This is a genomic window from Actinopolymorpha cephalotaxi (assembly GCF_013408535.1).
Classification (GTDB): domain Bacteria; phylum Actinomycetota; class Actinomycetes; order Propionibacteriales; family Actinopolymorphaceae; genus Actinopolymorpha; species Actinopolymorpha cephalotaxi.
On sequence record NZ_JACBZA010000001.1, the window covers coordinates 5,131,102 to 5,155,657 of the forward strand.

A 24,556-nucleotide genomic window follows, 5' to 3' on the forward strand; every position below is an offset into this window, starting at 1 on the left:
GTGTTCCTGCGACGGCAGCGCGGTCCGGACCGGGCCGAGTCAGGCCGCGCAGGCGATCCGGCCCGCTAGACCGTAACCGTACGACGCCCCGAACTGTTTCGCGGGTGCCTCCCGAAGCGTTGCCCGGCGATGCCGGAACCGAGGACCGCGGGCTCTGGGCGGCTCGACCCGAAGAGTGAGAGTACGTGGTGAATGTCGCGTTGCAACCCCCGGTTTCTGGTTCGTGGCCGGTGTCGGGGCGCGGGACGTCACGTTTCGGCCCGGTTGGTACGGGTTCACGCCGAGCTCACGTCCGGGCTCGCGTCCTGGCCGGCCTCGGGGCTCGCGTCGTGCAGGTATCCCTCGGCGTACAACTCCCTGGCCCGCGGCAGCAGCCGGCCCCGCATCCGCGCCGGCTCCTCCCCGAGCAGGGTGGCCAGCGCGTCGCAGATCTGCCCGACCGTCAGCTCGCCGTCGCAGGCGCCGACGAACCCGCCCTCGGCGGTGTCCACCGCGACCGCCCGGCGCATGCCGCGCCGCTGCCGGAGTACGACGTGTTCGGGGTCGGCGGCGCCCGGCCGGCCGAGCTGTTCCTGGTCGACGTCGGGATCCACCCGCAGCCGGGCGCCGAGCAGAGCCGCGTCGTCCTCGTAGGCGTCCAGGCGTTGCACCGCGTCCAGCCACCGCCCGACCTCGGCCCCGAGCGGCTGCTCCACCGGGTGCGGCCACTCCTCCAGCACGGTCGCCGGACCACCGGGCCGCGATCCGGCGTTGCGGCGCAGGGTGATCCAGCCGAAGCCGACCCCCTCCGCGTCCTGCGCCTCGAACCACGCCAGCCAGTCGTCGTACCGTCGCGCGTACTCAGGCGTCCCGTGCACGCCCGCGTCCTTCAGCCACAGCTCGACGTACTCCGCCGGGTCGGACACCTCCCGCTGCAGCACCCACGCGTCGCAGTCCGCGCTGGACTCGGAGTTGGAGTCGAAGTCGGAGAGCCAGTCGCCCAGCCGGTCGCGCCAGTCCTCCCCGCGGACGTGCAGCCAGTTGGCCAGGAGCTGGCAGACCCCGCCGTCGGCGAGGAAGCCCGGCGCCTGGCTCACGATCCGCCGGCACACCTCGTCCCCGGCCAGCCCGCTGTCGCGGTAGGTCAGCCCGCCGCGCGGGGAGATCACGAACGGCGGGTTCGACACCACCAGGTCGAACTTCTCGCCCCGCACCGGCTCGAACAGGCTGCCCTCGCGCAGGTCCCAGTCCTGGCCGTTCAGCGCACCGGTGAGCCGGGCCATCGCCAGCGCCCGCGGGTTGACGTCGGTGCCGACGACCTGGCGTACGTGCCCGGCCAGGTGGAGGGCCTGGACGCCGCAGCCGGTGCCGAGGTCGAGTGCCCGCCCGGCCGGTCGGCGTACGGTCAACTGGGCCAGCGTGCTCGCCGCGCTGTTCACCCCGAGCACGTGGTCGGCGGTCACGGCGGGGCGGGCGCCGTCCAGGCCGGGCGTAAGGTCGGCGACCACCCACCAGTCCTCGTCGCCGCCCGGCCGGTCGCCGGCCGGCGAGTCGCCGGCCGGCTCGTCGCGGGTGGGCCCGCCGGTCGCGCCGTACGGACGGACGTCGACCAGCGCGCGCACCTCGTCGCCTTTCTCACCGTCGCCGCCCAGGATGCCGGCGCCCACGAGCGGTTCGAGGAGTCCGGGCAGGGCGCGCTCGGCCAGGCCCGCGGGCACCAGACGCTGCAGCAGCCACAGCCGGACCAGCGTGTCCAGCGGGTCGCCGCCCTCGGTCGCGCGCACCCCGGGCGTGGTCTCGTTGCGGTGCAGCGCCGCGTGCGCGACCGGGCCCAGCCGCTCGCGTACGCCGTCCACGGTGTAGCCGACGGCGGCCAGGTGGGAACGCAGCCGGGCGAGAACGTCCTCGGACAGTTCGAACATGCGTCCATCCTGCCGGGAGCCGGACCGGGCAACGGCAAGGGCCCCGCCACCGCGAGCGCGGTGACGGGGCCCTGACCTGACGAGCGTCGGCCGATCCGGAGATCGGTCAGGCGACGTTGGCGGTCTGGCGGTTGTCCTCCTGCTCCGCACCGATGGCGATCGGGCGGCGCTTGGAGATGGTGACCGCGACCACCACGACCACCACGGCGGCGACGGCGATGCCGATCCGGAGCGGGGTGTTGGCGCTGTCTCCGACCGACAGCTGGACCACGGCGGGTGCGATCAGGACGGCGACGAGGTTCATCACCTTGATCAGCGGGTTGATCGCCGGGCCCGCGGTGTCCTTGAACGGGTCACCCACGGTGTCACCGATGATGGTCGCCTCGTGCGCCTGCGACCCCTTGCCGCCGTGCGTGCCGTCCTCGACCAGCTTCTTGGCGTTGTCCCACGACCCACCGGAATTGGCCAGCAGGATCGCCATCAGCGTTCCGGCGGCGATCGCACCGGCGAGGTAACCCGCCAGCGGGCCGACGCCGAGGCCGAAGCCGACCGCGATCGGCGCCATCGCCGCGAGCAGACCCGGGGTGGCCAGCTCGTTCAGGGAGTCGCGGGTGCAGATGTCGACCACCCGGCCGTACTCCGGCTTGCCGGTGCCCTCCATGATCCCGGGGATCTCCCGGAACTGGCGGCGCACCTCGTACACCACCGCGCCGGCGGCCCGGCCGACCGCGCTCACCGCGAGGCCGGAGAAGAGGAACACCACCGACGCGCCGATGATCAGGCCGACCAGGACGTTCGGCGAGTCGACCGTACGCAGGAAGGCGGTGGTCGTCGCCGCCGCCTGCGAGCCGGCGGAGGCGAGCGCGTTGGTGACCGCGTCGTTGAACGAACCGAACAGCGCGGTCGCCGCCAGCACGGCGGTCGCGATCGCGATGCCCTTGGTGATCGCCTTGGTGGTGTTGCCCACCGCGTCCAGCTCGGTGAGGATCTTCGCGCCGTCGCCGTCGACGTCGCCGGACATCTCCGCGATGCCCTGCGCGTTGTCGCTGACCGGGCCGAAGGTGTCCATCGCGACGATCACGCCGACGGTGGTGAGCAGACCGCAGCCGGCCAGCGCGATCGCGAACAGCGAGACGATGACCGAGCCGCCGCCGATCAGGAACGCGGCGTAGACCGCGGCGCCGATCACCAGGGCGGTGTAGACCGCGGACTCCAGGCCCAGCGCGAAGCCGGACAGGATGACGGTGGCGGCACCTGTCAACGACGTCTTGCCGACGTCCTTGACCGGGCGGTGCTCGGTGCCGGTGAAGTAGCCGGTCAGCGACAGGATCACCGCGGCCAGCACGATGCCGAGGATCACCGCACCCGTGGCGACCAGCCGCGGGTCGCCGCCGTGCTTGGCGATGCTCGCCGACACGCCGGAAAGATCGGCGAACGACGACGGGAGATACATGAACGCCGCGATCGCACACAGCACCGCGGACAACGCGGCCGAGACGTAGAAGCTGCGGTTGATCGTGCTCAGGCCGTTCTCGCCGCCGCGCGGCTTGGTGATGTAGACGCCGACCACGGCGGTGAGCGCGCCGATCGCCGGGACGATCAGCGGGAAGACCAGGCCCTGGGAGCCGAACGCCGCCTTGCCGAGGATGAGCGCCGCGACGAGCATCACGGCGTACGACTCGAACAGGTCGGCCGCCATGCCGGCACAGTCACCGACGTTGTCGCCCACGTTGTCCGCGATCGTCGCGGCGTTGCGGGGGTCGTCCTCGGGGATGTTCTGCTCGACCTTGCCCACCAGGTCCGCGCCGACGTCGGCGGCCTTGGTGAAGATGCCACCGCCGACCCGCATGAACATCGCGAGCAGGGCGGCACCGAAGCCGAAGCCCTCCAGCACGCTCGGGGCGTCACCGCGGTAGATGAGCACCACCAGCGCGGCGCCGAACAGGCCGAGACCGACGGTGGCCATGCCGACCGTGCCGCCGGTACGGAACGCCACCCGCATCGCCGGGTCGCGACCCTCGTCGCGGGCGGCCGCGGCCACCCGCACGTTGGCCCGTACCGCGAGCCACATGCCCATGTAGCCGATCAACGCGGAGAAGACCGCGCCGACCAGGAAGAAGATGGAACGCCCGATTCGGACGTTCGCGTCGCCAGGGAGGACGAACAGCAACAAGAACACCAGGATGGCGAAGATGCCCAGCGTCCGGAACTGCCGGTTGAGGTAGGCGGAGGCACCCTCCTGGACACCTCTGGCGATGGTCTGCATGTTGGCGGTGCCTTCGCCGGCCGCGAGAACCTCACGGCGGAAGACCGCTGCCATCACGAGCGCGATCACGCCGATCCCCGCGACGATGGCGACGTACGTCAGGTTGCCGCCGGTGAGCGAGACAGGTTCCCCCTCGGCAGCGAGTAGGAACGCGGACATTCGTCCTCCTTGACAGGGGCTACGACGACCCCTCGATGTCGATCCCGTTGATGTGCGCCCCGACATCGGCGTGCGCGAGACGGGGCGTCAGGATCGGAAACCTGGCCATTTCCGGTCCGGTCCGGACTTCGCGCGCACGTGGGCGTGCGTACGAACACCGTTCCGGCCGGCCGTGGATTCGTTGTGGTCCCCGGTCCAGCGCTCCATCCGCACAACGGTGTCGGTACCGACCGGCATCGTCGACAGGCGCGCGGACAACTGGCGCCACCGGATGGAATCCGGGGCGCGCCGGAGTCTACAGTGCCCGCCCCCACCAGCGGCGACGCGACCCCCGCGAGTCGCGGGCCGGGGATGGCCCCGGTGCTCCCGAGGCGCTCCCGGGGTAGCCCCGGGGTGAGTCAGCCACGTGGCCGGGCGTTCCGGGGCTACCCGGTCGGGCTTCGCCCGACCCCCTACCGAACGCTCGGCATCACCGCCTCGGCGACGGCGTCATGGATCGGGAAGACCTTCGTCAACCCGGTGATTCGGAATATCTTCAGCAGGCGTTCCTGGGTGCACACGATCTGCAGGCTCCCCTCTTGGGAACGCACCCGCTTCAACCCGCCGACCAGCACCCCCAACCCGGTCGAGTCCAGGAAGTCGACGCCTTCCAGGTCGACGACCAGGTGATGGTGGCCGGCCTCGACAAGGTCGACCAGGTGTTCTCTGAGCCTGGGTGCGGTGTAGACGTCGATCTCACCGCCGACCTCGACCACGATGTGGTCACCTGCGGCGCGGTTCGAGAGGGATAGATCCACGAGCTCCTCCAGCACTACCATCCGACGGACCGGCCCCTGATGGGAATTCAATCACCTGATGTGACCGCACGACAGCACCGGGCTACCCCCCGCGCGAGTCGGCCCGCCCGTCACGGCGCGACCTACCGGTGTCCGGCCCCGTCATCCGCTGCCGCCGACGCTCCTCCGGGTGCTCGTTCCGGCACTGTCCCGGTGCTCGTCCCCGTGCTGCCCGGCGCTGTCCTGGTGCTGTCCTGGTGCTGTCCTGGTGCTGTCCTGGTGCTGTCCCCGTGCTGTCCCCGTGCTGTCCCCGTGCTGTCCCCGTCGCTCGTCCCCGTGCTGCCCCGGGCCGCCTGCTCGAAGCCTTGGGCCAGCCTTGTCGGTGGGACGGTGTGACACTGTCCCTCGTGTCCTTCAGCCGGCCGTCCCGTTCCCAGCCGTCCGACGCATCCGCCCAGGACCATCCCACTCAGGGCTTCCCCGCCCAGGAACATCCCGATGGGGAGCGTCTCGCGGGGGAACGTCCCCGTGAGGAACGCCCTGCTGGGGAACGCCCCGAGCGGGGGCGAGGTGCCAGTGCTGGCCGGGCCACCGACCCCGCCGCCCTGCTGGACCGGCTCACGCTCGGGTCCGGCCGCGCCGACCGCGTGACGCACGTCGAGCACGTGCCTGCCCGGCAGGGACGTACGGCCGAGTGGCCTTCCTGGGTGCCGCGTCAGGTCCTCGACCGGCTCTCCGCCAACGGCATCCAGCGTCCCTGGACGCACCAGGCGCTCGCCGCGCAGCTCGCCCGCGACGGTGAGCACGTCGTCCTGGCCACCGGGACCGCGTCCGGAAAGTCGCTCGGCTACCTGCTGCCGGTGCTCAGCGAGATCCTCGCCGGCCCGGACGGGGAGACCACCCGCCGCCGCACCGGCACCGCGTTGTACCTCTCCCCCACCAAGGCGCTGGCCGCCGACCAGTTCCGCGCGGTGGGCGAGCTGGCCGGGGAGGACTCGCTCGCGACCACCTGCGACGGCGACAGCGGGTGGGCCGAACGCGACTGGGCCCGCGACCACGCGGCGTACATCCTGACCAACCCCGACATGCTGCACCGGTCGATCCTGCCCGCCCACGCCCGGTGGGCGAGGTTCCTCGGGTCGCTGCGGTACGTCGTCGTCGACGAGTGCCACCACTACCGCGGCGTGTTCGGCTCGCACGTCGCGCAGGTGCTGCGCCGGCTGCGCCGGATCGTGGCGCACTACGGCGCCGACCCCACGTTCGTGCTGGCCTCGGCGACCGTGTCCGAACCGGCGGGTTCGGCCGCCCGGCTGACCGGTGTTCCGGTACGCGCGGTGGCCGAGGACGCCTCACCGCACGGCGGGCTGGCGTTCGCGCTGTGGGAGCCGCCGTTCACCCGGCTCACCGGAGAGGGAGGAGCGCCGGTCCGCCGCAGCGCGACCGCGGAGACGGCCGACCTGCTCGCCGACCTGGTGGCCGACGGCGTACGAACGGTGGCCTTCATCCGGTCGCGGCGCGGCGCGGAGGTGGTGGCGGTGCAGGCCCGCGAGCACCTCGCCGAGGTCGCCGCCGAGCTTCCCTCCCGGGTCGCGGCGTACCGCGCGGGCTACCTGCCGGAGGAGCGCCGCGCCCTCGAACGCGCCCTGCAGAACCGCAGGCTGCTCGGCGTCGCGGCGACCAACGCGCTCGAGCTCGGCGTGGACATCGCCGGGCTGGATGCGGTACTGGTCGCCGGTTACCCGGGCACCCGCGCCTCGCTGTGGCAGCAGGCGGGACGCGCCGGCCGCGACGGACAGGGCGCGCTCGCGGTCTTCGTCGCCCGGGACGACCCGCTGGACACCTACCTCGTCCAGCACCCGGACGCGGTGTTCGGCCCGCCGGTCGAGGCGACGGTGCTGGACCCCGACAATCCGTACGTCGTCAAACCACATGTCGCGGCGGCCGCCGCCGAACTCCCGATCACCGACGCCGACATCGACCGCTTCGGGCCTTCCGCGCCCGCCGCGCTGCAGGCCCTGGAGGCGGAGGGCATGGTGCGTCGCCGCCCGCACGGGTGGTTCTGGACCCGCCGCGGCCGCGCCAGCGACCTGGCCGACATCCGTTCGGTGGACGGGCAGCTCGTGCGCGTCGTCGAGGGGACGACCGGGCGGCTGCTCGGCACCGTGGACGCGGGTGCGGCGCACACGTCGGTGCACGACGGCGCGGTCTACCTCCATCAGGGCGCGACGTACGTGGTGGACCACCTCGACCTCGAAGCAGCCGTCGCCCTGGTCGAGCGCGCCGAGCCGGACTACTCGACGACCGCCCGGGAGATCACCGACATCGAGGTGCTGGAAAGCGAACGCGGCGACCGGTGGGGCGAGGCGACTCTCGACTTCGGCTCGGTGAAGGTGGAGAACCGCGTCGTGGCCTACCTGCGCAGGCGACTGGTCAGCGGGGAGGTCCTCGGCGAGGTGCCGCTGACCCTTCCTCCCCGCACGCTGCAGACCAGGGCCGTGTGGTGGACGGTGTCGGAGGACCAGCTCGTGGAGGCCGGGCTGGGTCGCGCGGACGTCGGGGGCGCCGCGCACGCCGCCGAGCACGCGGCCATCGGCCTGCTGCCGTTGTTCGCCACCTGCGACCGGTGGGACGTCGGCGGCGTCTCCACCGCGCTGCATCCGGACACCGGCCGGATGACGGTGTTCGTCTACGACGGCCACCCGGGCGGCGCGGGGTTCGCCGAGCGGGGCTTCACCGCCGCCGCCAGGTGGCTCGGGGCGACACGCGACGCGATCGCGGCTTGTCATTGTGCCGACGGCTGCCCATCATGCGTACACTCCCCGAAGTGCGGAAACGGCAACAACCCGCTCGACAAGTCCGGTGCTGTTCGGCTGCTGGATGTTCTGCTCAACGGGGCGCCCCCCGAGGCCCGGCCTGTCGAAGGAGATGACGGCACATGATCGTCGTCGGAGTAATTCTGGTGCTGGTGCTGATCGCCGCCGCGGTCGGAGTCGCGGTGGGCGGCGGGCAACCGGCCGCTGTCGAGCTCGGGCCACTGAGGATCGAGAGCTCCACCTCCACGTTCTTCTTCATCGGGGTCGGTGTCACCATCGCGGCCGCGTTCGGGGCCTGGTGCCTGGTGGTCGGCACCAAGCGGTGGCGCACCCGTCAGCGGGAGCTGAAGGAGCTGCGCCAGCGGCCGGCGGACGGCACCGGTGCGGTGGCCGGTGGCGGCTCCGCGGCCGGCGGCGAACTCGGATCGGAGGCGGGTGGCACGAGCCGGGCCGCGGGCGGACCCAACGCGCCACAGCAGTCCGCCGGCAGCGGGACGTCCCCGGGGCGCGGCGAGTCCGGCACCGCCGGCGCCGCCGGCGGACCGACCGAGCACGACACCCGCGACTACCCGCCCGGTGAGGCCGGCAGGCCGGGCAACGCCGGCGGACCCGAGGACACCGGACGCCACACCGGCCCGGGCGGCTACACCAACCGGGCCGCCTCGCCGGCCCACGAGCCCCGCCACGGCGTCCGCCAGGACCCCATGCCGTGACCACCTGACCGTGCCCAGGTGACCTTGCTCAGGTGACCTTGCTCAGGGCGGCTGGATGGTCGGGCCGGCACGTGCGCGGGCCCGCACGGCGAACAGCTCGCCTCCCGGCGCGGCCGGGTACGCCTCCACGGTGACGGCCACCTCGTTCCCTTCCACGGCACAGGCGACCAGCCGTGCCTGGTGTGCCACCACGATCCGGTCGGCCACGACACAGGCGGAGCCGAGCTGGTCCGGGCGAACCGCCGCGGCGGACAACGCCGCCAGGTCTGCCGCGGTGTCGGCCCGGCGGCCCGCGCCCACGACGGCGACCATCGTCGTCGACACCACCGCCGCCATGACCACGATCGCGGCCGCCGCCAGCGTCCAGACACTGCCGCTGCCGCGTTCCCGCCGGTGACGGCACCCTTTCATCCTCGACGGGTCCGCCGCCGCCATGGCTCGTGCCAGGTCCTGCGCCATGACCGGCGCCGGGGCCGGTTCCAGGTCGGGTGCCAGGTCGGGTGCCAGGTCATTCGTGTCCGCCATGTCAGGAGACACCCGGCTCGAGCGCGACGACCGCGTGCCCGCCCACGGTGATCGCCGGCAGCCGGGACAGCACCGGCCAGGACGGCCTGGCGTCAGCGGCCACCTCGACGCTCGCCACCCCGCCGCCGCGGCGCACCGTGATCCGTGCGCCCTCGGGTGCGCTGCGCCGTCCCTCCTCCTCGCCCGCACCCACGGACTCGCCCCGCGCCACTGCGCGGGCGGTGTCGCGAGCGGCATCGACACACCGAGCCTGGATTCCGACCACCGCGACCACCCACGTCATTCCCAGCGTCACCGCGACCAGCGCGCTCAGCGCCACCGCGGTCTCGGCCGTCACCATGCCCGCCTGACCGCGTCGTTGCTCGTCCACCTTCGCGTCTGCCTTCACATCCACTCCGGTCGCATTCACGTCTCCTCCGCTCGCCTTCCATCCGCACGTCCGCTTTCACATCCGCTGCGCTCGCTACACGCCTCATCCACTCGCCTCCACTCGCCTTCGCTCGCGCCACCACGTGCCGCCACACCGCCACACCGCCACGCCGCCACGCCGCCGCTCTTTGCCTCCCACTTCCGGGTGGCCGGCCCGCCCGGCCTCGACAGGCGGGCCGGCCACCACGATCAGCCCGCCAGGCTCAGCGCGGCCTTGACCAGCTTCAGCAACAGCTGCTGCACCTCCGAACTCGTCAGCAGCTTGATCAGCAGGCCGGCGAAGCTGGCCGCGGCCACGGTGCCCACGGCGTACTCCGCCGTGGTCATGCCCCGCTCGTCCGGGCGAGCGAGCTGGCGCACCTTGCGCATACGTACCTCCAGGAGATCCGGCGACCGGCCGGTCCGGCACCCCGATGTCCGGGGCGATGTAACGACAATGCGGGAACGGCGCCGGTCGCGGCGTCTTCTCATCCGGTCCTGAGGACAACTCGGCCGACCGATTCCCTGTGGACGAATCTCCAACCAGTACAGGGATTCAGCTGCACCGAACAGGCGACAGGTTCGCGGCGGGGATGGTCCGGCCGCACGCCGACCTCTGCGCAAGCATGGGTTGACATGGTTCGTGACACTCGGAACGACCAGGATCGAGTACGCGCCTCTCCCGCGGTGACGGCACGGACCTGCGCTCGGCAAGAGCGAAGAGGCAACGCAGCAAGGAGTTCACGATCCGGTGAGAGCCGAAGGTCAACGCAGGAAGACGTCCACCGCACCTGCGACCAGCGGCACGATTCCCACCAGGACGAAGGCGGGAAGGAAGCACAATCCGAGTGGCGCGGCCGCACGCACCCCGACCGTTCTGGCGCGCTGGTCGTTGCGTGCCCGGAGCGCGGCCCGGGCGTCGTCGGCCAGCCGGTCGAGGGTGCTCGCCAGTGGTGCGCCGGAGTCCCAGACCCGCACCATCGCCCTTCCGAACGACGCCAGCCCGTCCTCGGCGAGGAAGCCCGACCATGCCGTTCGGGGGTCCGCGCCGAGCCGGAACGCCGTGGCCACCTGTGCGAGTTCGCTTCCCGTCGGTCCTTCGAGCTCCGCCGCGATGGCCTCGATCGCCCGCTGCGGCGGACTACCGGCACGCAGGCACCCCGCCAGCAGGTCGGCGACGAAGGGCAGGTCGGCGGTGAGTTGTTCGCGGCGGCGGCGCACCGCCCGGGGCTCCAACCGGCCCAGCACCCAAGGCACCGCGAACGCCACGCCCGCGCCGAGGGCGAGCCCGATAGGACCTCCCACGACCACCGCGACCGCGCAGCCCGCGAGAGCGGCGGCGAGCAACCGGTTTCGCCGCTCGTCCCTTCGCACCGGCGGACGAGCGGGGGACACCGGAAGCCGGGGACGAACGCGGTCCAGCCGCCGGTGAGCGGTGGACGGACCCGCCCACATCGCAATCGCCATGCCGACCAGCGCGGCGGACAGGAAGCTCACGACCGTCCCTCCGCGCGGGTCGCCAGGCGTTCGACCCACCACACGCCGGCCGCGGCGAGGAGCGTGCCCAGCAACAGGCAGCCCAGGCCGTAGGGAGTTCGGAGGAGGAACGTCAGCGGGTCGGCGCCGACTCCCGCACCGAGAGCCAGACCCAGCAGCGGCATCACGGCGAGCATCCGGGCGGTGGCCCGAGGAGCGGCCAAGGTTGCGGCGACCTCCTCCCGAAGACGTTCCTCGGCCCGGATGCCGTGGGCGATCCGCTCCAGCACCACGGCCAGGCCGGCGCCGGTGCTCCCGGCGACCGACCACGCGACGGCCAGCCGCCGCAGCGCCTCCGAGCCCGGCGTACGCACCGCACGAAGGGCCGCGGGCACGTCACCGCCCATCCTGCTCACGGCAGCCGCCGGTGCGAGGTCGGGGAGCACGGTTGCCGCGGCAGCGAGCGCCTGGTCGGCACTGCGGCCGGCGCGGAGTTCCGCGGCGATGGTCTCGGTCGCCTCCCAAAGGGCCGCCCACCGCCGGCGCACGTCCTTCCGCCGGGACCACACGGCGCCGAGTCGGTGACCGAGCGCCCGGGGCAGGGGCAGGCGAGCATGCAGAGCGGGGGTCCACCGAGCGCTCGGAGATGAACCGGTGCCACCGATTCCCGGCTGCCCGTCGCCGGCAGGAGGCACGGTCATGGGCACGCCTACACGAAGCCGACGCAGCAGAGTGCTCGGCGGAGCGGGGATGCACGCCGCGACGGCGAGACCGACCAGGCAGGCCGCGACCACTTCGCCGGTGCTCATCGGGCACCACCACGGTCGCCGACGTCCCGCCTGGTCAGCAGCCGGCGCAGCTTGGGCAGGCCCGCACCGACCCGCACCTCGCCGTCGGCGTCGAAAATCACGGCGGACACCGCCACCACCAGGCCGGTGGGCCGGCGTTCGAACACGCAGACCTCGCCCACCCGACGACGGCCGTCGCGGCCGCGAACCAGGTGCACGTCCACGTCGACCGCCGCGGCCAACTGGCTGTGCACGGCGGCCCGACCCAGCCCGGCGGCGACACCGAGGGCCTCGATCCGCGCGGGCACCTCCGCGGCCGAGTTGGCGTGCAGGGTGCCGCAGCCGCCCTCATGGCCGGTGTTGAGAGCCGCCAGCAGGTCGACGACCTCGGCTCCCCTGACCTCGCCGACGACCAGCCGGTCGGGCCGCATCCGCAGGGCCTGGCGTACCAACGTACGAACGGTGATCTCTCCCGCGCCCTCGAGGTTGGCCGGGCGGGCCTCCAGGGCGACGACGTTCGGGTGATCGGGCGCGAGCTCCCCCGAGTCCTCCACCAGAACCAGCCGGTCGGACGCCGGGACCAGCGACAGCAGCGCGGCCAGCAGCGTGGTCTTTCCCACGCCGGTGCCGCCGGACACGAGGAACGCCAACCTGGCCTTGACAAGCCGGCTGAGCAGATGCGCGCCTTCGTCCGGCACCGAGCCTTCGGCCACCAGCTCCTCGACGGTGAACACCCGGCGGCGCGGCACCCGCAACGAGATGCAGGTGCCCCGCGTCGACACCGGCGCCAGCACGGCGTGGAAACGCGTGCCGTCGGCCAGCCGGGCGTCGACGAACGGGGTCGCGTCGTCGAGCCGCCTCCCGGCGCCGGCGGCCAGGCGCTGGGCGAGCCGGCGTACGGCGGCCTCGTCGTCGAAGGCGACGTCGGTGACCTCGAGGCCGGCGCCGCGATCGACCCACACCTGGCGCGGCCCCTGGACCAGGACGTCGGTCACGGCGGGATCGGCGAGGAGCGTCTCGAGCGGACCGGCACCGGAGAGCTCGCGACGCAGCGTCTCCACGATGCGCAGGACGGCCGCGTCACCGAGGATCCGGCCGTCCGCCCCGAGGGCTGCGGCCACCCGGGCCGGTGTCGGGTCGGCGGCCTGCTGGGCCAGCACCTGACGAACACGGTCGAGCAGGCCTTGGTCGACCGTCGCGGCGGTCGCGGTCCCGGTCATGCGGCCGATCCGTTCCGGCGGGCCCGGCGGTCCTGTCGCGCCCGGCGGGCGGGCCCCGCGTCGACCTCCGTGGGCGGCCTCGCTCCCCACTCCGCCTGCCCTGGCTTCGCGGGCTGCGCCGACCGTGCCGACGGCCGGGCCGAGCCGATGCCCAGGTCGGCCAGCAGCCGCCGGCACAACGTCGCGAGCGGACCCTTGCCGCGGCGACCTGGCGGCTCTCCGTGTTCGAGCATCACGTCCAGCCGGGGCTCGGGCGCGAGCTCACCGACCAGTGGAAGCTCCAGCGCCGCGGCCACCACCTCACCGTCCAGCCCCGCCGGTGACGGCCCGCGGACCACCAACCGGAGGTCGGAGACCAGCGCGGCCACGGCCGAGCGCACCCGCGCGGCGGCCGCGACGGCACGCACCTCGGCCGGGACGACCAGCAGCGCGAGCGTGCACTGTGCCAGTGCCGCCTCGGTGGCCTCGTCGACGTGCCGGGGCAGGTCGACCACCACGAGGTCGCCCCCGCGACCGGCCGCGTTGAGCACCGACCGCATCGCCGCGCGCGGGATGGTGAGCAGGTCGCCGCGGTCCCAGGAGAGCACCACCAGGTCGTCGACGCGGGGCAGCGCCGACCGCAGGGCGCCCGCGCTCACCCTCCCCTCGGTCGCCACCAGCTCCGGCCAGCGCATGCCCGCGCAGTCCTCGCCGCCGAGGATCAGCTCGATGCCGCCACCGAGCGGGTCGCCGTCGACCAGGAGACTTCGCACGCCACGACCTGCCGCGGTCACCGCCAGGGCGGCGGCGAGCGTCGAGGCTCCCGCTCCGCCGCGTCCGCCCACGACGCCGATCGTGACCGCGGTCCGCCCCGCACCTTCGGCGGCGTCGGCCAGCCGATGAACGATCCACTGCTCCGCGTCGGGGAGCTGGAGGACGTGTTCGGCGCCGAGCTCGACCGCGCCCTGCCACAGCCCGCGGCTGTCCAGCGTGTGACCGACCACGATGACGTCCGGACGTCGTGGCGGGCTCACCCGGACGAGATCCGCCACCAGGTCGGCGCCGACCAGAACGAGGGGTGCGGCCGGCCACAGCCGGCGTGCCATCCCGGCATCGGCCGCCACCTCCAGCCCGGCGCCGGCTGCCGTACCGAGTCGGACGAGATCGTCGAGGAGGAGTTCGTCGGCCGTCGCGACGACCGGTCGCGACCCGGGCACGAGTCCAGACATGAAGAACCTTTCGAACCAGCCACAGAAGGGCGAAGAGGGGTCGGAAGGCACTCACGATGCCTCGCCGCCACCAGCGGCGAGCGGACCCGAACCGGGCCTGTGGACGGGACCGCCGATCACGTCGGTGTGGAAAACAACCGGGAAACGGCAGGTGCGAATCCGGAAAGTCGGAGGGTTCGCCAGGGTGTACGCCGGGCACTAGAGCAGACGACACACGAGCTACACAGGCGACAGCCCCCGCCGGGGGGGAGAGCGGGGGCTGTCGCCTGGCCTCAGCGCGCTCGGCGAGCTGGGCCGGCACCAGCGGCGAGGGGGTCGGCCGCTGAGATTTTGCTTCCCTTACCGAAGCCGTCTCAAACTTCGGACGAGGGCTCACACTCAGTTTGTCTCACGGGTGTCCGCCGCGCCAATCCCTCGTGGGTAAAAGGCCGAGGCCGCCCACGATGATCCCCGTCGAACGACGCGATCCCGGACATCACCCGCTGTGGGGCGCAATCGCGCCCATTCTGGCGCCGAACACCGATCGCTGATCGCTGATCGTCGAAGCCGTTACCGAAAAGTCCACCGCTCGACCGCGAACCGTTGCGCACCGACCATTCCTGGCTCACCGATGCGGACCTAGGGTTGAGGATGGCCGACCGATGGCCGCGCCACCAGCCCGCTCAGACCAACCAGCCCACCCAGCCAACCCGAACGACAGCCCGACCGACAGCCCGACCGACGACGGACGAGGACCTGCCGACGATGCCCGACGAAGACCCGCAACGGACCGGCTCCGGCGACCGCGTCGCGGCGTTCTTCGACCTGGACAAGACGATTCTGGCCAGGTCGAGCACGCTCGCCTTCAGTCGCCCGTTCTACAACGGCGGTCTGATCAACCGGCGGGCCGTGGTGCGGTCGGCGTACGCGCAGTTCGTCTATCTGCTCGGTGGCGCCGACCACGAGCAGATGGAGAAGATGCGGGCCTACCTGTCGGCCATCGTCACCGGGTGGGACGTGCAGGGCGTGAAGGACATCGTTGCCGAGGCGCTGCACCACGTCGTCGACCCGTTGGTGTTCGCCGAGGCCGTCGCGCTGATAGCCGACCACCGGGCCGCCGGGCACGAGGTGGTCATCGTCTCCTCGTCCGGGCAGGAGGTCGTCGAGCCGATCGGCGAGCTGCTGGGCGCCGACCGGGTGATCGCCACGCGGATGAGCGTCGAGGACGGGAAGTACACCGGAGTGATCGACTTCTATTCGTACGGAGAGAACAAGGCGACCGCCGTACGCGAACTGGCCGCCGGGCGTGGCTACGACCTGGCCGAGTGCTACGCGTACTCCGACTCGATCACCGACCTTCCCCTGCTGCGGGTGGTAGGCCACCCGTACGCCGTCAATCCCGACCGCGCACTGCGCCGCATCGCCGCCGAGAACGGCTGGCCGATCCTGCGGTTCGCCCGGCCGACCGCGGTGGACCGGACCGGTTCGCGCACGGCCGGCCGCCGGCCGGCGCTGGCCGTCGCGGTGTGTGCCGGCGCGGCGATGGCGGTGGTGTGGGCCGTCCGCAGCGGCCGGATCCTCGACGTACGCGCCCGGGTCGATCTTCGCGCGGAAAGTAAAGATCTTGGCCGGGCCCTTTCCTTCGCGGGACGAAGGTCGTAGAAAGGCAGTACGTCCCGTGGGACCAGAAGAAACACTCCGGTGTCGCTTCTGATTGCACGAGACGTGCACGCCGGCCGGGTACCCACGCGACGACCAGCCCGTCTTCGAGGGCGGTTGCTTCGCCTCCTGGATTCCCGGGACCGAATCGACACCAAGGTGCGCGCTTGGTAACCCGGCCGACGTGCGCCTTCCGCGCCTTCTGGCGCATCCGAGTCGGCACGCGCGCGGAACGATTCCGCGACGACCGGAAACTCCGTTGCGGCCGGGTTCGCTGTTTTCCCGCCTGGGATCGCGGTCGACGGCATTGCGTACGACGAAAAGGTCTCCCAAGCACGACAATCCTCTGCTTGCGCGCCGTATCGTCGCGCCATGGCGGCGTTCCGTGAGCCCTCGTTCGAGGTTCTCCACGACGGACGCGTCGAGGAGGCGACCGCCGGCGGTCCTCGCCACGGTGGCGGCCGCCGGTTCCGGCGCCGTCGGTTCGTTCCCCTGGTGGCGGTCCTGCTCGCCGGCCTGGTCGGTGGCGCCGCGGCGACCATCTGGTGGGTACGCCAACCAGGCGGCATCGCCCACACCGAGCCGGTCCGGCTGTTCGCCCAGGCAAGCTCCGGTGCGGACGAGCCCGACGACCGCGCCTGCGTGTCGGTCCTGGTCGTCCTGCACAACCTCGGCGACCACCCGCTCACCATCGAACGCGTCGACGTGCGGCTGCCGCGGCTGCGGACGAGCCGGCAGTGCCCGCCGCCGGAGCAGCCCTCGGGCGACACGGTCATCCGGCCGGCCGGCTACCTCGCGTACGTCCTCCGCCTCGGGCTGGCCTGCCCGTCGTCGGGCCCGGAGCCCGCACCGACCACCTCGACCCGGGAACCGGCGTCGACGCCCGCACCGCGCTACACCGCCGTCGCGAGGAGCCCGTTCGGGAGCCGGACGACGGTCACCGGCGCGGTCGACACCAGCGGGCTGGAGACCGGTGCCGAACTGTGCGGCCGGCGGCCCACCTCGCTCACGTTGTGGTGGTCGGGCGAGCACGCGACCCGGGTCGGCCCGCCCGGCCGGACGCCCACCCTGCGGCTGACCGGACTGGTCGGCTCCGGCCTGTCCGCGCCGGACGTCCGCCTCACCTCACTGGGCACGTCCTCCGCAAGCGCGTTCGCAGTCACCGCGCACGGCCTGCCGCTCAGCCTGCACTCCGACACCGACCGTCAAGTCGTCGTTGACATCACCGTACGAGACTGCGCCAGGGCCGGGCGGTTCGCCGACGCCGACCTGGTGCTCACCGCCACCACCCGGCCGGCCGCGCACGTCTCGGGCACCCTCACCGACGGTCCACGGGCGCTGACCGTCGCCCTGGTCCGCCTGGTCGACGCCACCTGCCGCACCACCGCGCCCGGCCGCTGAGCAGGCCCTGCGCGGACCCGCGGGCGGACCTCGGTTCCGACCTCGGAACCGACCTCAGGACCGGCCCCGGAACCCACCTCGGGGCCGGGCGACCCGAAACCGCCCCGGCGGCGGGCTCTCGCGTACGATCGCCGCACCATGGAAGAGTCGGTACGACGGTCGCTGAGCCGCTCATTCGGGTCCACCGCGGCGGACTACGAACGCAGTCGTCCCGACTATCCCCAGGCCGCCGCCGACTGGCTGCTGGCCGGCCTCGACGACAGCCCCCGCAGCCGCGCCGGCTGGCCCGCGACCGTCGTCGAACTCGCCGCGGGCACCGGCAAGTTCACCAGGTCGGTGGTCGCCGCCGGCCACGAGGTCATCGCGGTCGAGCCCGCCCAGCCGATGCTGGACCGGCTGGTCCGCGCGGTTCCCGAAGCCCTCGCGGTCCGGGGGGTCGCCGAGCGCATTCCCCTCGCCGACAGCAGTACGGACGCGGTCCTCGCCGCCCAGGCGTTCCACTGGTTCGACACCGAACGCTCGCTGGCCGAGATCGCCCGCGTGCTGCGGCCGGGCGGGATGTTCGGACTGGTGTGGAACTACCGCGACGAGTCGGTTCCCTGGGTACGGCAGCTGTCCGACCTGCTCGGCAGCGACCGGCACCGGACCGGGCACGCGGAGGATCTGATCGAGAAGCTGGAGTGGAGCAGGCTGTTCACCCCGCCGAAGCGCGCCACCTTCCGGATGTGGCAGCGGCTGGACCGGCGGGGGCTGGTCCGGTTGGTCGCGTCCAGGTCGTACGTCTCGACGATGTCCCCCGCCGACCGTGAGGACCTGCTGTTCAGCGTCGGGCAGCTCTTCGACGCCACCGTCCGCCAGCCCGACGGCCTGCTGCTGCCGTACACGACGATCTGCTACCGCACCGGTGTGCGCAAATGGTGACGGTCCCGGGTGCGAGACTGGCTCGATGAGCAGCAGCGGGGGCCATGACGGGGGGACCGAGCCGACCGAGCCGACCGGGCCGGCGGCGGAGGAGCCCGGCCGGGTCCTGCACCGCTGGGCGGTCGAGCTGGCCGCGATGGCACAGAACGGCCTGACGTACAGCTCCGACCGCTACGACATCGCCCGCTACGAACGGCTGCGGTCGATGTCGGCCGAGCTGATGGGGTTGATCGGTACGCCCGACGCCGCGGAGTTCCGGGCGGCGCTGAGCGCGGAGGCCGGGCACGCCACCCCGAAGGTCGATGTACGCGGCGCACTCTTCCACGACGACCGGGTGCTGCTGGTCCAGGAGGCGCGCGACCGGCTCTGGACGCTTCCCGGCGGCTGGGCGGACGCGCTGGACTCTCCGTCGGACGCCGCCGAACGCGAGTTCGCCGAGGAGGCCGGTCTTCGCGTCCGTGCGCGCCGGCTGGCGGCGGTGCACGACGGCTCGCTCCGTAACGGCCACGCCGGCAGTCCCTGGCACACGTACAAGCTGTTCTTCCTCGTCGACCGGCTGGACGACGCACCGCCGCGAGCGGGCCTGGACGGCGAGACCGCCGACGTCGGCTTCTTCGCCCTCGACGACCTGCCCGAGCTGTCCACCCCACGGTGCACCGCGGACCAGCTCGCGCTCCTGCTCGCCCATCACCGCGACCCGAGCCTGCCCACCGACTTCGACTGACCGACTTCACCGGCCGACGTCGACCAGCCGACTTCGACCGGGCCCGACTCGAGAGACGGGTTTGCCGTTTCCTGAGCGCCACTTGACGAAAACCCTTCCGATGCGCCGCCTGCACCTCTACGGTTGGCCTCCAACGAAGTCACGGTGCGGCACCGACATGTTCCGGTGAGGCACCGTCACACGTCGGACGCGGCTGCCCGTCGGTGCACGGCGCCGCACACAGCGGAGGTGGCAACGTGGCCGGACCCGACGCGAGACCCGAGCCGAGACCCGGCCCGGGTTCCGGACCGACCGTCGCGGACCACCGCGAATACACGGCGATCGCGCGCAGCGAGGAGTTCGGCCGGCTGCGCAGGCGGCACCACGGGTTCGCGTTCCCGTGGACCATCGCCTTCCTGGCGTGGTACCTCCTCTACGTCGTGTGCGCCAACTGGGCGCCCGGCCTGATGAGCACCAAGGTGGCCGGCAACGTCAACGTCGCGCTGGTGTGGGGGCTGTTGCAGTTCCTGTCCACGTTCGTGATCGCGTTCCTCTACAGCCGGCACGCGCGCCGCCACCTCGACCCGGTGGCCGGCGAGCTCAACGACCGGTTCGAGAACGCCCGTTCCCAGCAGGGGGCCACCCGATGAGCACCCTCCTGATCGCGGCGCCGGCCCAGGGTTCGGACCACCGCACCCTCACCATCGTGTTGTTCCTCGCCGTGGTGGCGGTCACGTTGTACGTCACACTGGTGGCCAGCCGGCAGAACCGCACCGCCGCCGACTACTACGCGGCCGGCCGGTCGTTCTCCGGCTTCCAGAACGGCATGGCGATCTCCGGCGACTACATGTCGGCCGCGTCGTTCCTCGGCATCTCCGGCGCGATCGCGCTGTCGGGATACGACGGTTTCCTGTACTCCATCGGGTTCCTGGTGGCCTGGCTGGTCGCGCTGATGCTGGTGGCGGAGCTGCTGCGCAACTCCGGTCGCTTCACCCTGGCCGACCAGCTCGCCTACCGCATGCGCCAGCGCCCCGTACGCACCGCCGCCGCGGTGTCCACGCTCGGCGTCTCGATCTTCTACCTGCTTGCCCAGATGGTCGGGGCGGGCTCGCTGGTCGCGCTGCTGCTCGGCATCAGCAGCGACACCGCCAAGAACATCACGATCGCCCTCGTCGGCGTGTTGATGATCTTCTACGTCACGGTCGGCGGGATGAAGGGCACCACCTGGGTGCAGATCGTCAAGGCCGTCCTGCTGATGGGCGGCACCCTGCTGGTCACCGGCATCGTGTTGTGGAAGTTCCACTTCAACCTCTCCGACCTGCTCGGCACCGCGGCGGACCGCAGCGGCAAGGGGCAGGCGTTCATCGAGCCGGGACTGAAGTACGGCAAGACGCTCACGTCCAAGATCGACTTCCTGTCCCTCGGCCTTGCCCTCGTCCTCGGCACCGCCGGCCTGCCGCACATCCTGATCCGCTTCTACACCGTGCCGACGTCGCGCGCGGCCCGGTCGTCGGTGCAGTGGGCGATCGGCATCATCGGCACCTTCTACCTGATGACGCTGGTGCTCGGCTTCGGGGCGGCGGCCATGCTCGACACCGGCCCGGAGTCCCAGGTGGCCGCGACCGCGGGCAACGTCGCCGCCCCGCTGCTGGCCCAGGCCGCCGGCGGAGGTGCGGGCACCACCGGCGGCGCGGTCCTGCTGGCGTTGATCGCCGCGGTGGCGTTCGCCACCATCCTCGCGGTGGTGGCCGGCCTGACGCTCACCTCGGCGTCGTCGTTCGCCCACGACATCTACGCGCACGTGTTACGACGCGGCCAGGCGTCCGAACGCCAGGAGGTGCGGGTCGCCCGGATGGCCGCGTTCCTGATCGGCGCGGTGGCGATCGCACTGGCGATCCCGGCGCAGCGGCTCAACGTCGCGTTCCTGGTGGCACTGGCGTTCGCGGTGGCCGCCTCGGCCAACCTGCCGGCGATCGTCTACAACCTGTTCTGGCGACGGTTCAACACCCGGGGCGCGGTCTGGAGCATCTACGGCGGGCTGGGCAGCGCCGTCCTGCTCGTCTTCTTCTCCCCGGTGGTCTCGGGCAAGGTGGCCCCCGACGGTACGAGCGCCTCGCTCTTCCCGCTGGGCGTCGACTTCTCGTGGTTCCCGCTGGAGAACCCCGGCATCGTGTCGATCCCGCTCGGCTTCCTGCTCGGCTGGGCCGGCACCGTGCTGAGCCGGGACAAGGACTCCGAACGCCGCTTCGACGAGCTGCAGGTCCGCGCGCTCACCGGCGCCGGGGCGGAGGTCGCGTCCGGACGCTGAGCGGCGCATCCCTCATCCCGTCCCAGACCCGATCGTCACGCTGCGCGCCCGCCCGGACGGCTCCTCCGGTGGTCTCCGGTACGCCGGTCCGCCGACGGCCGGTCCAGGCCACCGGCCGCGGACCGGGCACGCTCCCGCGATGTCGGACCGGAGGGCTAGGGTCTAGTCACCCAGCCAGCAGACCGAAGAAGGGGTTGTCCGTGAGCGAAGCACTGTCGAACCTCCTGCGGGAAGACCGCCGGTTCCCGCCGCCCGCGGAGCTCGCCGCCGCCGCCAACGTCACCAAGGAGACCTACGCCGAGGCCGACGCCGACCGGATCGCCTTCTGGGAGGAGCAGGCCCGCCGGTTGCACTGGGACCGCGAGTGGGACGAGGCGCTCGACTGGAGCAAGGCGCCGTTCGCGAAGTGGTTCGTCGGCGGCCGGATCAACGCCGCGTACAACTGTCTGGACCGCCACGTCGAGGCCGGCAACGGCGACAAGGTCGCCTACCACTGGGAGGGCGAGCCGGGCGACACCCGCACCCTCACCTACACCGACCTGCTGCGCGAGGTGTCCCGGGCGGCCAACGCGCTGATCGAGCTGGGCGTGCGGGCCGGTGACCGGGTCGCGATCTACATGCCGATGATCCCCGAGACCGTGGTCGCGATGCTGGCCTGCGCCCGGCTGGGCGCACCGCACACCGTGGTGTTCGGAGGCTTCTCGGCCAGCGCGCTGCGCGACCGGATCCAGGACTGCGACGCCCGGATCGTGATCACCTCCGACGGCGGCTACCGCCGGGGCGCCCCCAGTGCGCTGAAGCCGCAGGTCGACCAGGCGCTCACCGAGTGCCCGGACGTCCGCAACGTCCTCGTGGTGAAGCGGACCGACCAGGACGTGGAGTGGACCGAGGGCCGCGATCTTTGGTGGCACGAGGCGGTCGACAAGCAGAGCGACCAGCACACGGCGGAGTTCTTCGACGCCGAGCAGCCGCTCTACGTCATGTACACCAGCGGCACGACCGGCAAGCCCAAGGGCATCCTGCACACGACCGGCGGCTACCTCACCCAGGTCGCCTGGACCCACTGGGCGGTCTTCGACGTCAAGCCGGACGACGTCTACTGGACCGCGGCCGACATCGGCTGGGTCACCGGTCACTCCTACATCGTCTACGGCCCGCTGGCCAACGGCGTGACGAGCGTGATGTACGAAGGCACGCCGGACACCCCGCACCGCGGCCGGTGGTGGGAGCTGATCGCGAAGTACGGCGTCAGCATCCTCTACTGCGCGCCCACTGCGATCCGGACGTTCATGAAGTGGGGCGAGGACATCCCCGCGGAGTTCGACCTGTCCTCGCTGCGCGTGCTGGGCAGCGTCGGCGAGCCGATCAACCCCGAGGCCTACGTGTGGTACCGCACGTTCATCGGCAGCGGCCGCACCCCGGTCGTGGACACCTGGTGGCAGACCGAGACCGGCGGCATCATGATCACGCCGCTGCCCGGTGTGGCCGACGGGAAGCCCGGCGCGGCCATGACCCCGCTGCCCGGCATCTCCGCCGAGGTGGTCGACGACGCCGGCAACGCCGTGCCCAACGGCGCCGGTGGCTATCTCGTTCTCACCGAGCCGTGGCCGGCGATGCTGCGGACGCTGTGGGGCGACGACCAGCGCTACGTCGACACGTACTGGTCGCGGTTCGAGGGCCGCTACTTCGCCGGCGACGGCGCCAAGAAGGACGACGACGGCGACATCTGGCTGCTCGGCCGGGTCGACGACGTCATGAACGTCTCCGGGCACCGGCTGTCCACCACCGAGATCGAGTCGGCGCTGGTGTCCCACCCGAATGTCGCCGAGGCCGCCGTGGTGGGTGCCACCGACCCGACGACCGGGCAGGCCGTCGTGGCGTTCGTGATCCTTCGCGGCAGCGCGACCGAGTCCGGGGAGCAGGCGGCGAAGGAGCTGCGCAACCACGTGGCCGCCGAGATCGGGCCGATTGCCAAGCCCCGCCAGATCCTGGTGGTGGAGGAGCTGCCGAAGACCCGATCGGGCAAGATCATGCGCCGGCTGCTGCGCGACGTAGCCGAAAACCGCGAGCTCGGCGACGTCACCACCCTCACCGACTCCTCGGTGATGGAGCTGATCCGGACCAACCTCTCCACGCCCGGCGCGGCCGACGACGACTGAGCCGGCGGACCGGCCTCGGGCCGGATTCGAGGATTCGTCGCGGGCCCGGGGCTCCCCACCAGGAGCCCCGGGCCCGCGTGGTTCCTGCCGTTCGCCTCCGCGGGATTACATCCGCGCCGCGCCTTGCTGGGGCAAGGAGAAGTTCCGGCCCGGTCATGTCGGCCGGCAACTCGGCAACTCGGCATCTCGGAGAGGACCACCCATGCGCGCACTCGTCGTCGATCACTCCGCCCCCGCACATCTTCGGCTCGCGGAGGCGCCCGACCCGCGGCCGGCCGCCGACCAGGCGCTGGTCGAGGTCCGCGCGTTCTCCCTGAACTACGGCGAGCTGGCCGGTCTGCCCAACCAGCCCGAGGGCATGGTGCCGGGCTGGGACGCCGCCGGCGTCGTGGTGTCCGCCGCGGCCGACGGGACCGGTCCGGCGGAGGGTTCCCGGGTGGTGACGTTCGGGCCGGCCGGCGCCTGGGCGGGGCTGCGCGCGGTGGACACCACCGAGCTCGCCGTCGTTCCGGACGAGGTGGACCTTGGTACGGCGAGCGCTCTCCCGGTGGCCGGCGTGACGGCACTGCGGGCGATCCGCCGGTTCGGGTTCGTCGGCGGCGAGCGGGTGCTGGTGACCGGCGCGTCCGGAGGTGTGGGCAGGTTCGCGGTGCAGATCGCCGCGCTGGCCGGCGCCCACGTGATCGCCAGCGTCGGCCGGCCCGAGCGCGGCGCCGGTCTGGCCGAGCTCGGTGCAGCCGAGGTGGTCGTCGGGCTGGACTCGGTGGCCGGCCCGCTGCACGGGGTGGTGGACAACGTCGGCGGTCCCCACCTGGTGAAGGCTTTCGGCCTGCTGGGCGAGGGTGGCTCACTGCAGTCGATCGGTGCCACCTCCGGAGAGCCGGCGGTGTTCCCGCCGTACGCCACGGTCGGCACGTACCGCCGGTTGGAAGCGTTCACCATGGGCGGCAACCTGGCCGGCGACCTGGGCTACCTCGCGGGCCTCGCCGCCCGCGGCCGCCTCGACATCCAGGTCGGCCGCCGCGACTCGTGGGAGCAGATGGCCGAGGCCGTCGAGGCGTTGTTCGGCCGGCAGGTGGCCGGCAAGGCCGTGCTCGACGTCACCTGAGCAGCTGGACCCGGCACCGTCAGGCCGGCCAGTCCAGCTGCGCCTCCGGCCCCAGGAGATCGAAG

The 24,556-nt window shown here is 72.4% G+C and carries 20 protein-coding genes; 10 read left to right on the forward strand and 10 right to left on the reverse strand.

Translation table 11 applies throughout. The features are described 5' to 3' along the window. Positions 1–275 precede the first annotated feature (275 nt). From FHR37_RS22780 to FHR37_RS22790, 3 genes are all read right to left on the reverse strand, one after another. A complete protein-coding gene (locus FHR37_RS22780) occupies positions 276–1,901 on the reverse strand; it encodes a DUF7059 domain-containing protein (RefSeq protein ID WP_092882130.1) in 1,626 nt (541 codons plus the stop codon). A 106-nt stretch (positions 1,902–2,007) separates the two neighbouring features. After that, positions 2,008–4,326 carry a sodium-translocating pyrophosphatase gene (locus FHR37_RS22785; RefSeq protein ID WP_092882128.1) on the reverse strand — a complete coding sequence of 773 codons (2,319 nt, stop codon included), beginning with the start codon at positions 4,324–4,326 and terminating at the stop codon, positions 2,008–2,010. Between the two features lie 452 nt (positions 4,327–4,778). Further along, positions 4,779–5,123: an STAS domain-containing protein gene (locus FHR37_RS22790; protein ID WP_092882453.1), complete on the reverse strand. Its 345-nt coding sequence runs from the start codon at positions 5,121–5,123 to the stop codon at positions 4,779–4,781. A gap of 386 nt (positions 5,124–5,509) precedes the next feature. Here FHR37_RS22790 and FHR37_RS22795 point away from each other — a divergent pair, with 386 nt between their 5' ends. Next, positions 5,510–8,041 carry a DEAD/DEAH box helicase gene (locus tag FHR37_RS22795; RefSeq protein ID WP_330831766.1) on the forward strand — a complete coding sequence of 844 codons (2,532 nt, stop codon included), beginning with the start codon at positions 5,510–5,512 and terminating at the stop codon, positions 8,039–8,041. After that, the gene (locus FHR37_RS22800; RefSeq protein ID WP_092882126.1) at positions 8,038–8,628 is read left to right on the forward strand and encodes a hypothetical protein; all 591 of its coding nucleotides are present in this window, start codon (positions 8,038–8,040) and stop codon (positions 8,626–8,628) included. The genes FHR37_RS22795 and FHR37_RS22800 overlap by 4 nt, the downstream gene beginning before the upstream one ends. A 42-nt stretch (positions 8,629–8,670) precedes the next feature. Here FHR37_RS22800 and FHR37_RS22805 read toward each other — a convergent pair whose 3' ends face one another. The 7 genes from FHR37_RS22805 to ssd form a co-directional block, all read right to left on the reverse strand. Further along, entirely contained in the window at positions 8,671–9,153 is a 483-nt protein-coding gene (locus FHR37_RS22805) for an Rv3654c family TadE-like protein (protein WP_092882124.1), read from the reverse strand. Between the two features lies 1 nt (position 9,154). Then, positions 9,155–9,562 (reverse strand): TadE family type IV pilus minor pilin, encoded by a 408-nt coding sequence (locus tag FHR37_RS22810; RefSeq protein ID WP_202817946.1) that lies wholly within the window; start codon positions 9,560–9,562, stop codon positions 9,155–9,157. Positions 9,563–9,771: 209 nt separating this feature from the next. Beyond that, entirely contained in the window at positions 9,772–9,951 is a 180-nt protein-coding gene (locus tag FHR37_RS22815; RefSeq protein WP_092882122.1) for a DUF4244 domain-containing protein, read from the reverse strand. A gap of 375 nt (positions 9,952–10,326) precedes the next feature. Beyond that, on the reverse strand, positions 10,327–11,058 hold the full coding sequence (locus FHR37_RS22820) for a type II secretion system F family protein (protein WP_237768638.1): 732 nt from the start codon (positions 11,056–11,058) through the stop codon (positions 10,327–10,329). Beyond that, positions 11,055–11,846, reverse strand: coding sequence for a type II secretion system F family protein (locus tag FHR37_RS22825; protein ID WP_092882120.1), 792 nt, complete (start codon positions 11,844–11,846; stop codon positions 11,055–11,057). Before FHR37_RS22825 ends, FHR37_RS22820 begins: the two co-directional genes overlap by 4 nt. Continuing rightward, positions 11,843–13,045, reverse strand: a complete 1,203-nt coding sequence (locus tag FHR37_RS22830; protein ID WP_092882449.1) for a TadA family conjugal transfer-associated ATPase — start codon at positions 13,043–13,045, stop codon at positions 11,843–11,845. Before FHR37_RS22830 ends, FHR37_RS22825 begins: the two co-directional genes overlap by 4 nt. Beyond that, positions 13,042–14,253 carry a septum site-determining protein Ssd gene (ssd, locus tag FHR37_RS22835; RefSeq protein WP_092882118.1) on the reverse strand — a complete coding sequence of 404 codons (1,212 nt, stop codon included), beginning with the start codon at positions 14,251–14,253 and terminating at the stop codon, positions 13,042–13,044. The genes FHR37_RS22830 and ssd overlap by 4 nt, the downstream gene beginning before the upstream one ends. A 744-nt stretch (positions 14,254–14,997) precedes the next feature. Here ssd and FHR37_RS22840 point away from each other — a divergent pair. The 8 genes from FHR37_RS22840 (at position 14,998) to FHR37_RS22875 (ending at position 24,491) form a co-directional block, all read left to right on the forward strand. Then, complete coding sequence (locus tag FHR37_RS22840; protein WP_092882116.1) at positions 14,998–15,894, forward strand: HAD family hydrolase; 897 nt, start codon at positions 14,998–15,000, stop codon at positions 15,892–15,894. A 369-nt stretch (positions 15,895–16,263) separates the two neighbouring features. Further along, positions 16,264–17,292: an RAD23 family protein gene (locus tag FHR37_RS22845; RefSeq protein WP_092882114.1), complete on the forward strand. Its 1,029-nt coding sequence runs from the start codon at positions 16,264–16,266 to the stop codon at positions 17,290–17,292. A gap of 138 nt (positions 17,293–17,430) precedes the next feature. Continuing rightward, the gene (locus FHR37_RS22850; RefSeq protein WP_092882112.1) at positions 17,431–18,213 is read left to right on the forward strand and encodes a class I SAM-dependent methyltransferase; all 783 of its coding nucleotides are present in this window, start codon (positions 17,431–17,433) and stop codon (positions 18,211–18,213) included. A gap of 25 nt (positions 18,214–18,238) precedes the next feature. After that, complete coding sequence (locus FHR37_RS22855) at positions 18,239–18,937, forward strand: NUDIX hydrolase (RefSeq protein ID WP_092882110.1); 699 nt, start codon at positions 18,239–18,241, stop codon at positions 18,935–18,937. 236 nt (positions 18,938–19,173) lie between these two features. Continuing rightward, complete coding sequence (locus FHR37_RS22860; RefSeq protein ID WP_175542399.1) at positions 19,174–19,566, forward strand: DUF485 domain-containing protein; 393 nt, start codon at positions 19,174–19,176, stop codon at positions 19,564–19,566. After that, positions 19,563–21,224, forward strand: coding sequence for a solute symporter family protein (locus FHR37_RS22865; protein WP_092882108.1), 1,662 nt, complete (start codon positions 19,563–19,565; stop codon positions 21,222–21,224). Before FHR37_RS22860 ends, FHR37_RS22865 begins: the two co-directional genes overlap by 4 nt. Positions 21,225–21,424: 200 nt before the next feature. Beyond that, entirely contained in the window at positions 21,425–23,383 is a 1,959-nt protein-coding gene (acs, locus tag FHR37_RS22870) for an acetate--CoA ligase (protein ID WP_092882106.1), read from the forward strand. A 202-nt stretch (positions 23,384–23,585) separates the two neighbouring features. Continuing rightward, complete coding sequence (locus FHR37_RS22875) at positions 23,586–24,491, forward strand: zinc-binding dehydrogenase (protein ID WP_092882104.1); 906 nt, start codon at positions 23,586–23,588, stop codon at positions 24,489–24,491. Positions 24,492–24,556 lie beyond the last annotated feature (65 nt).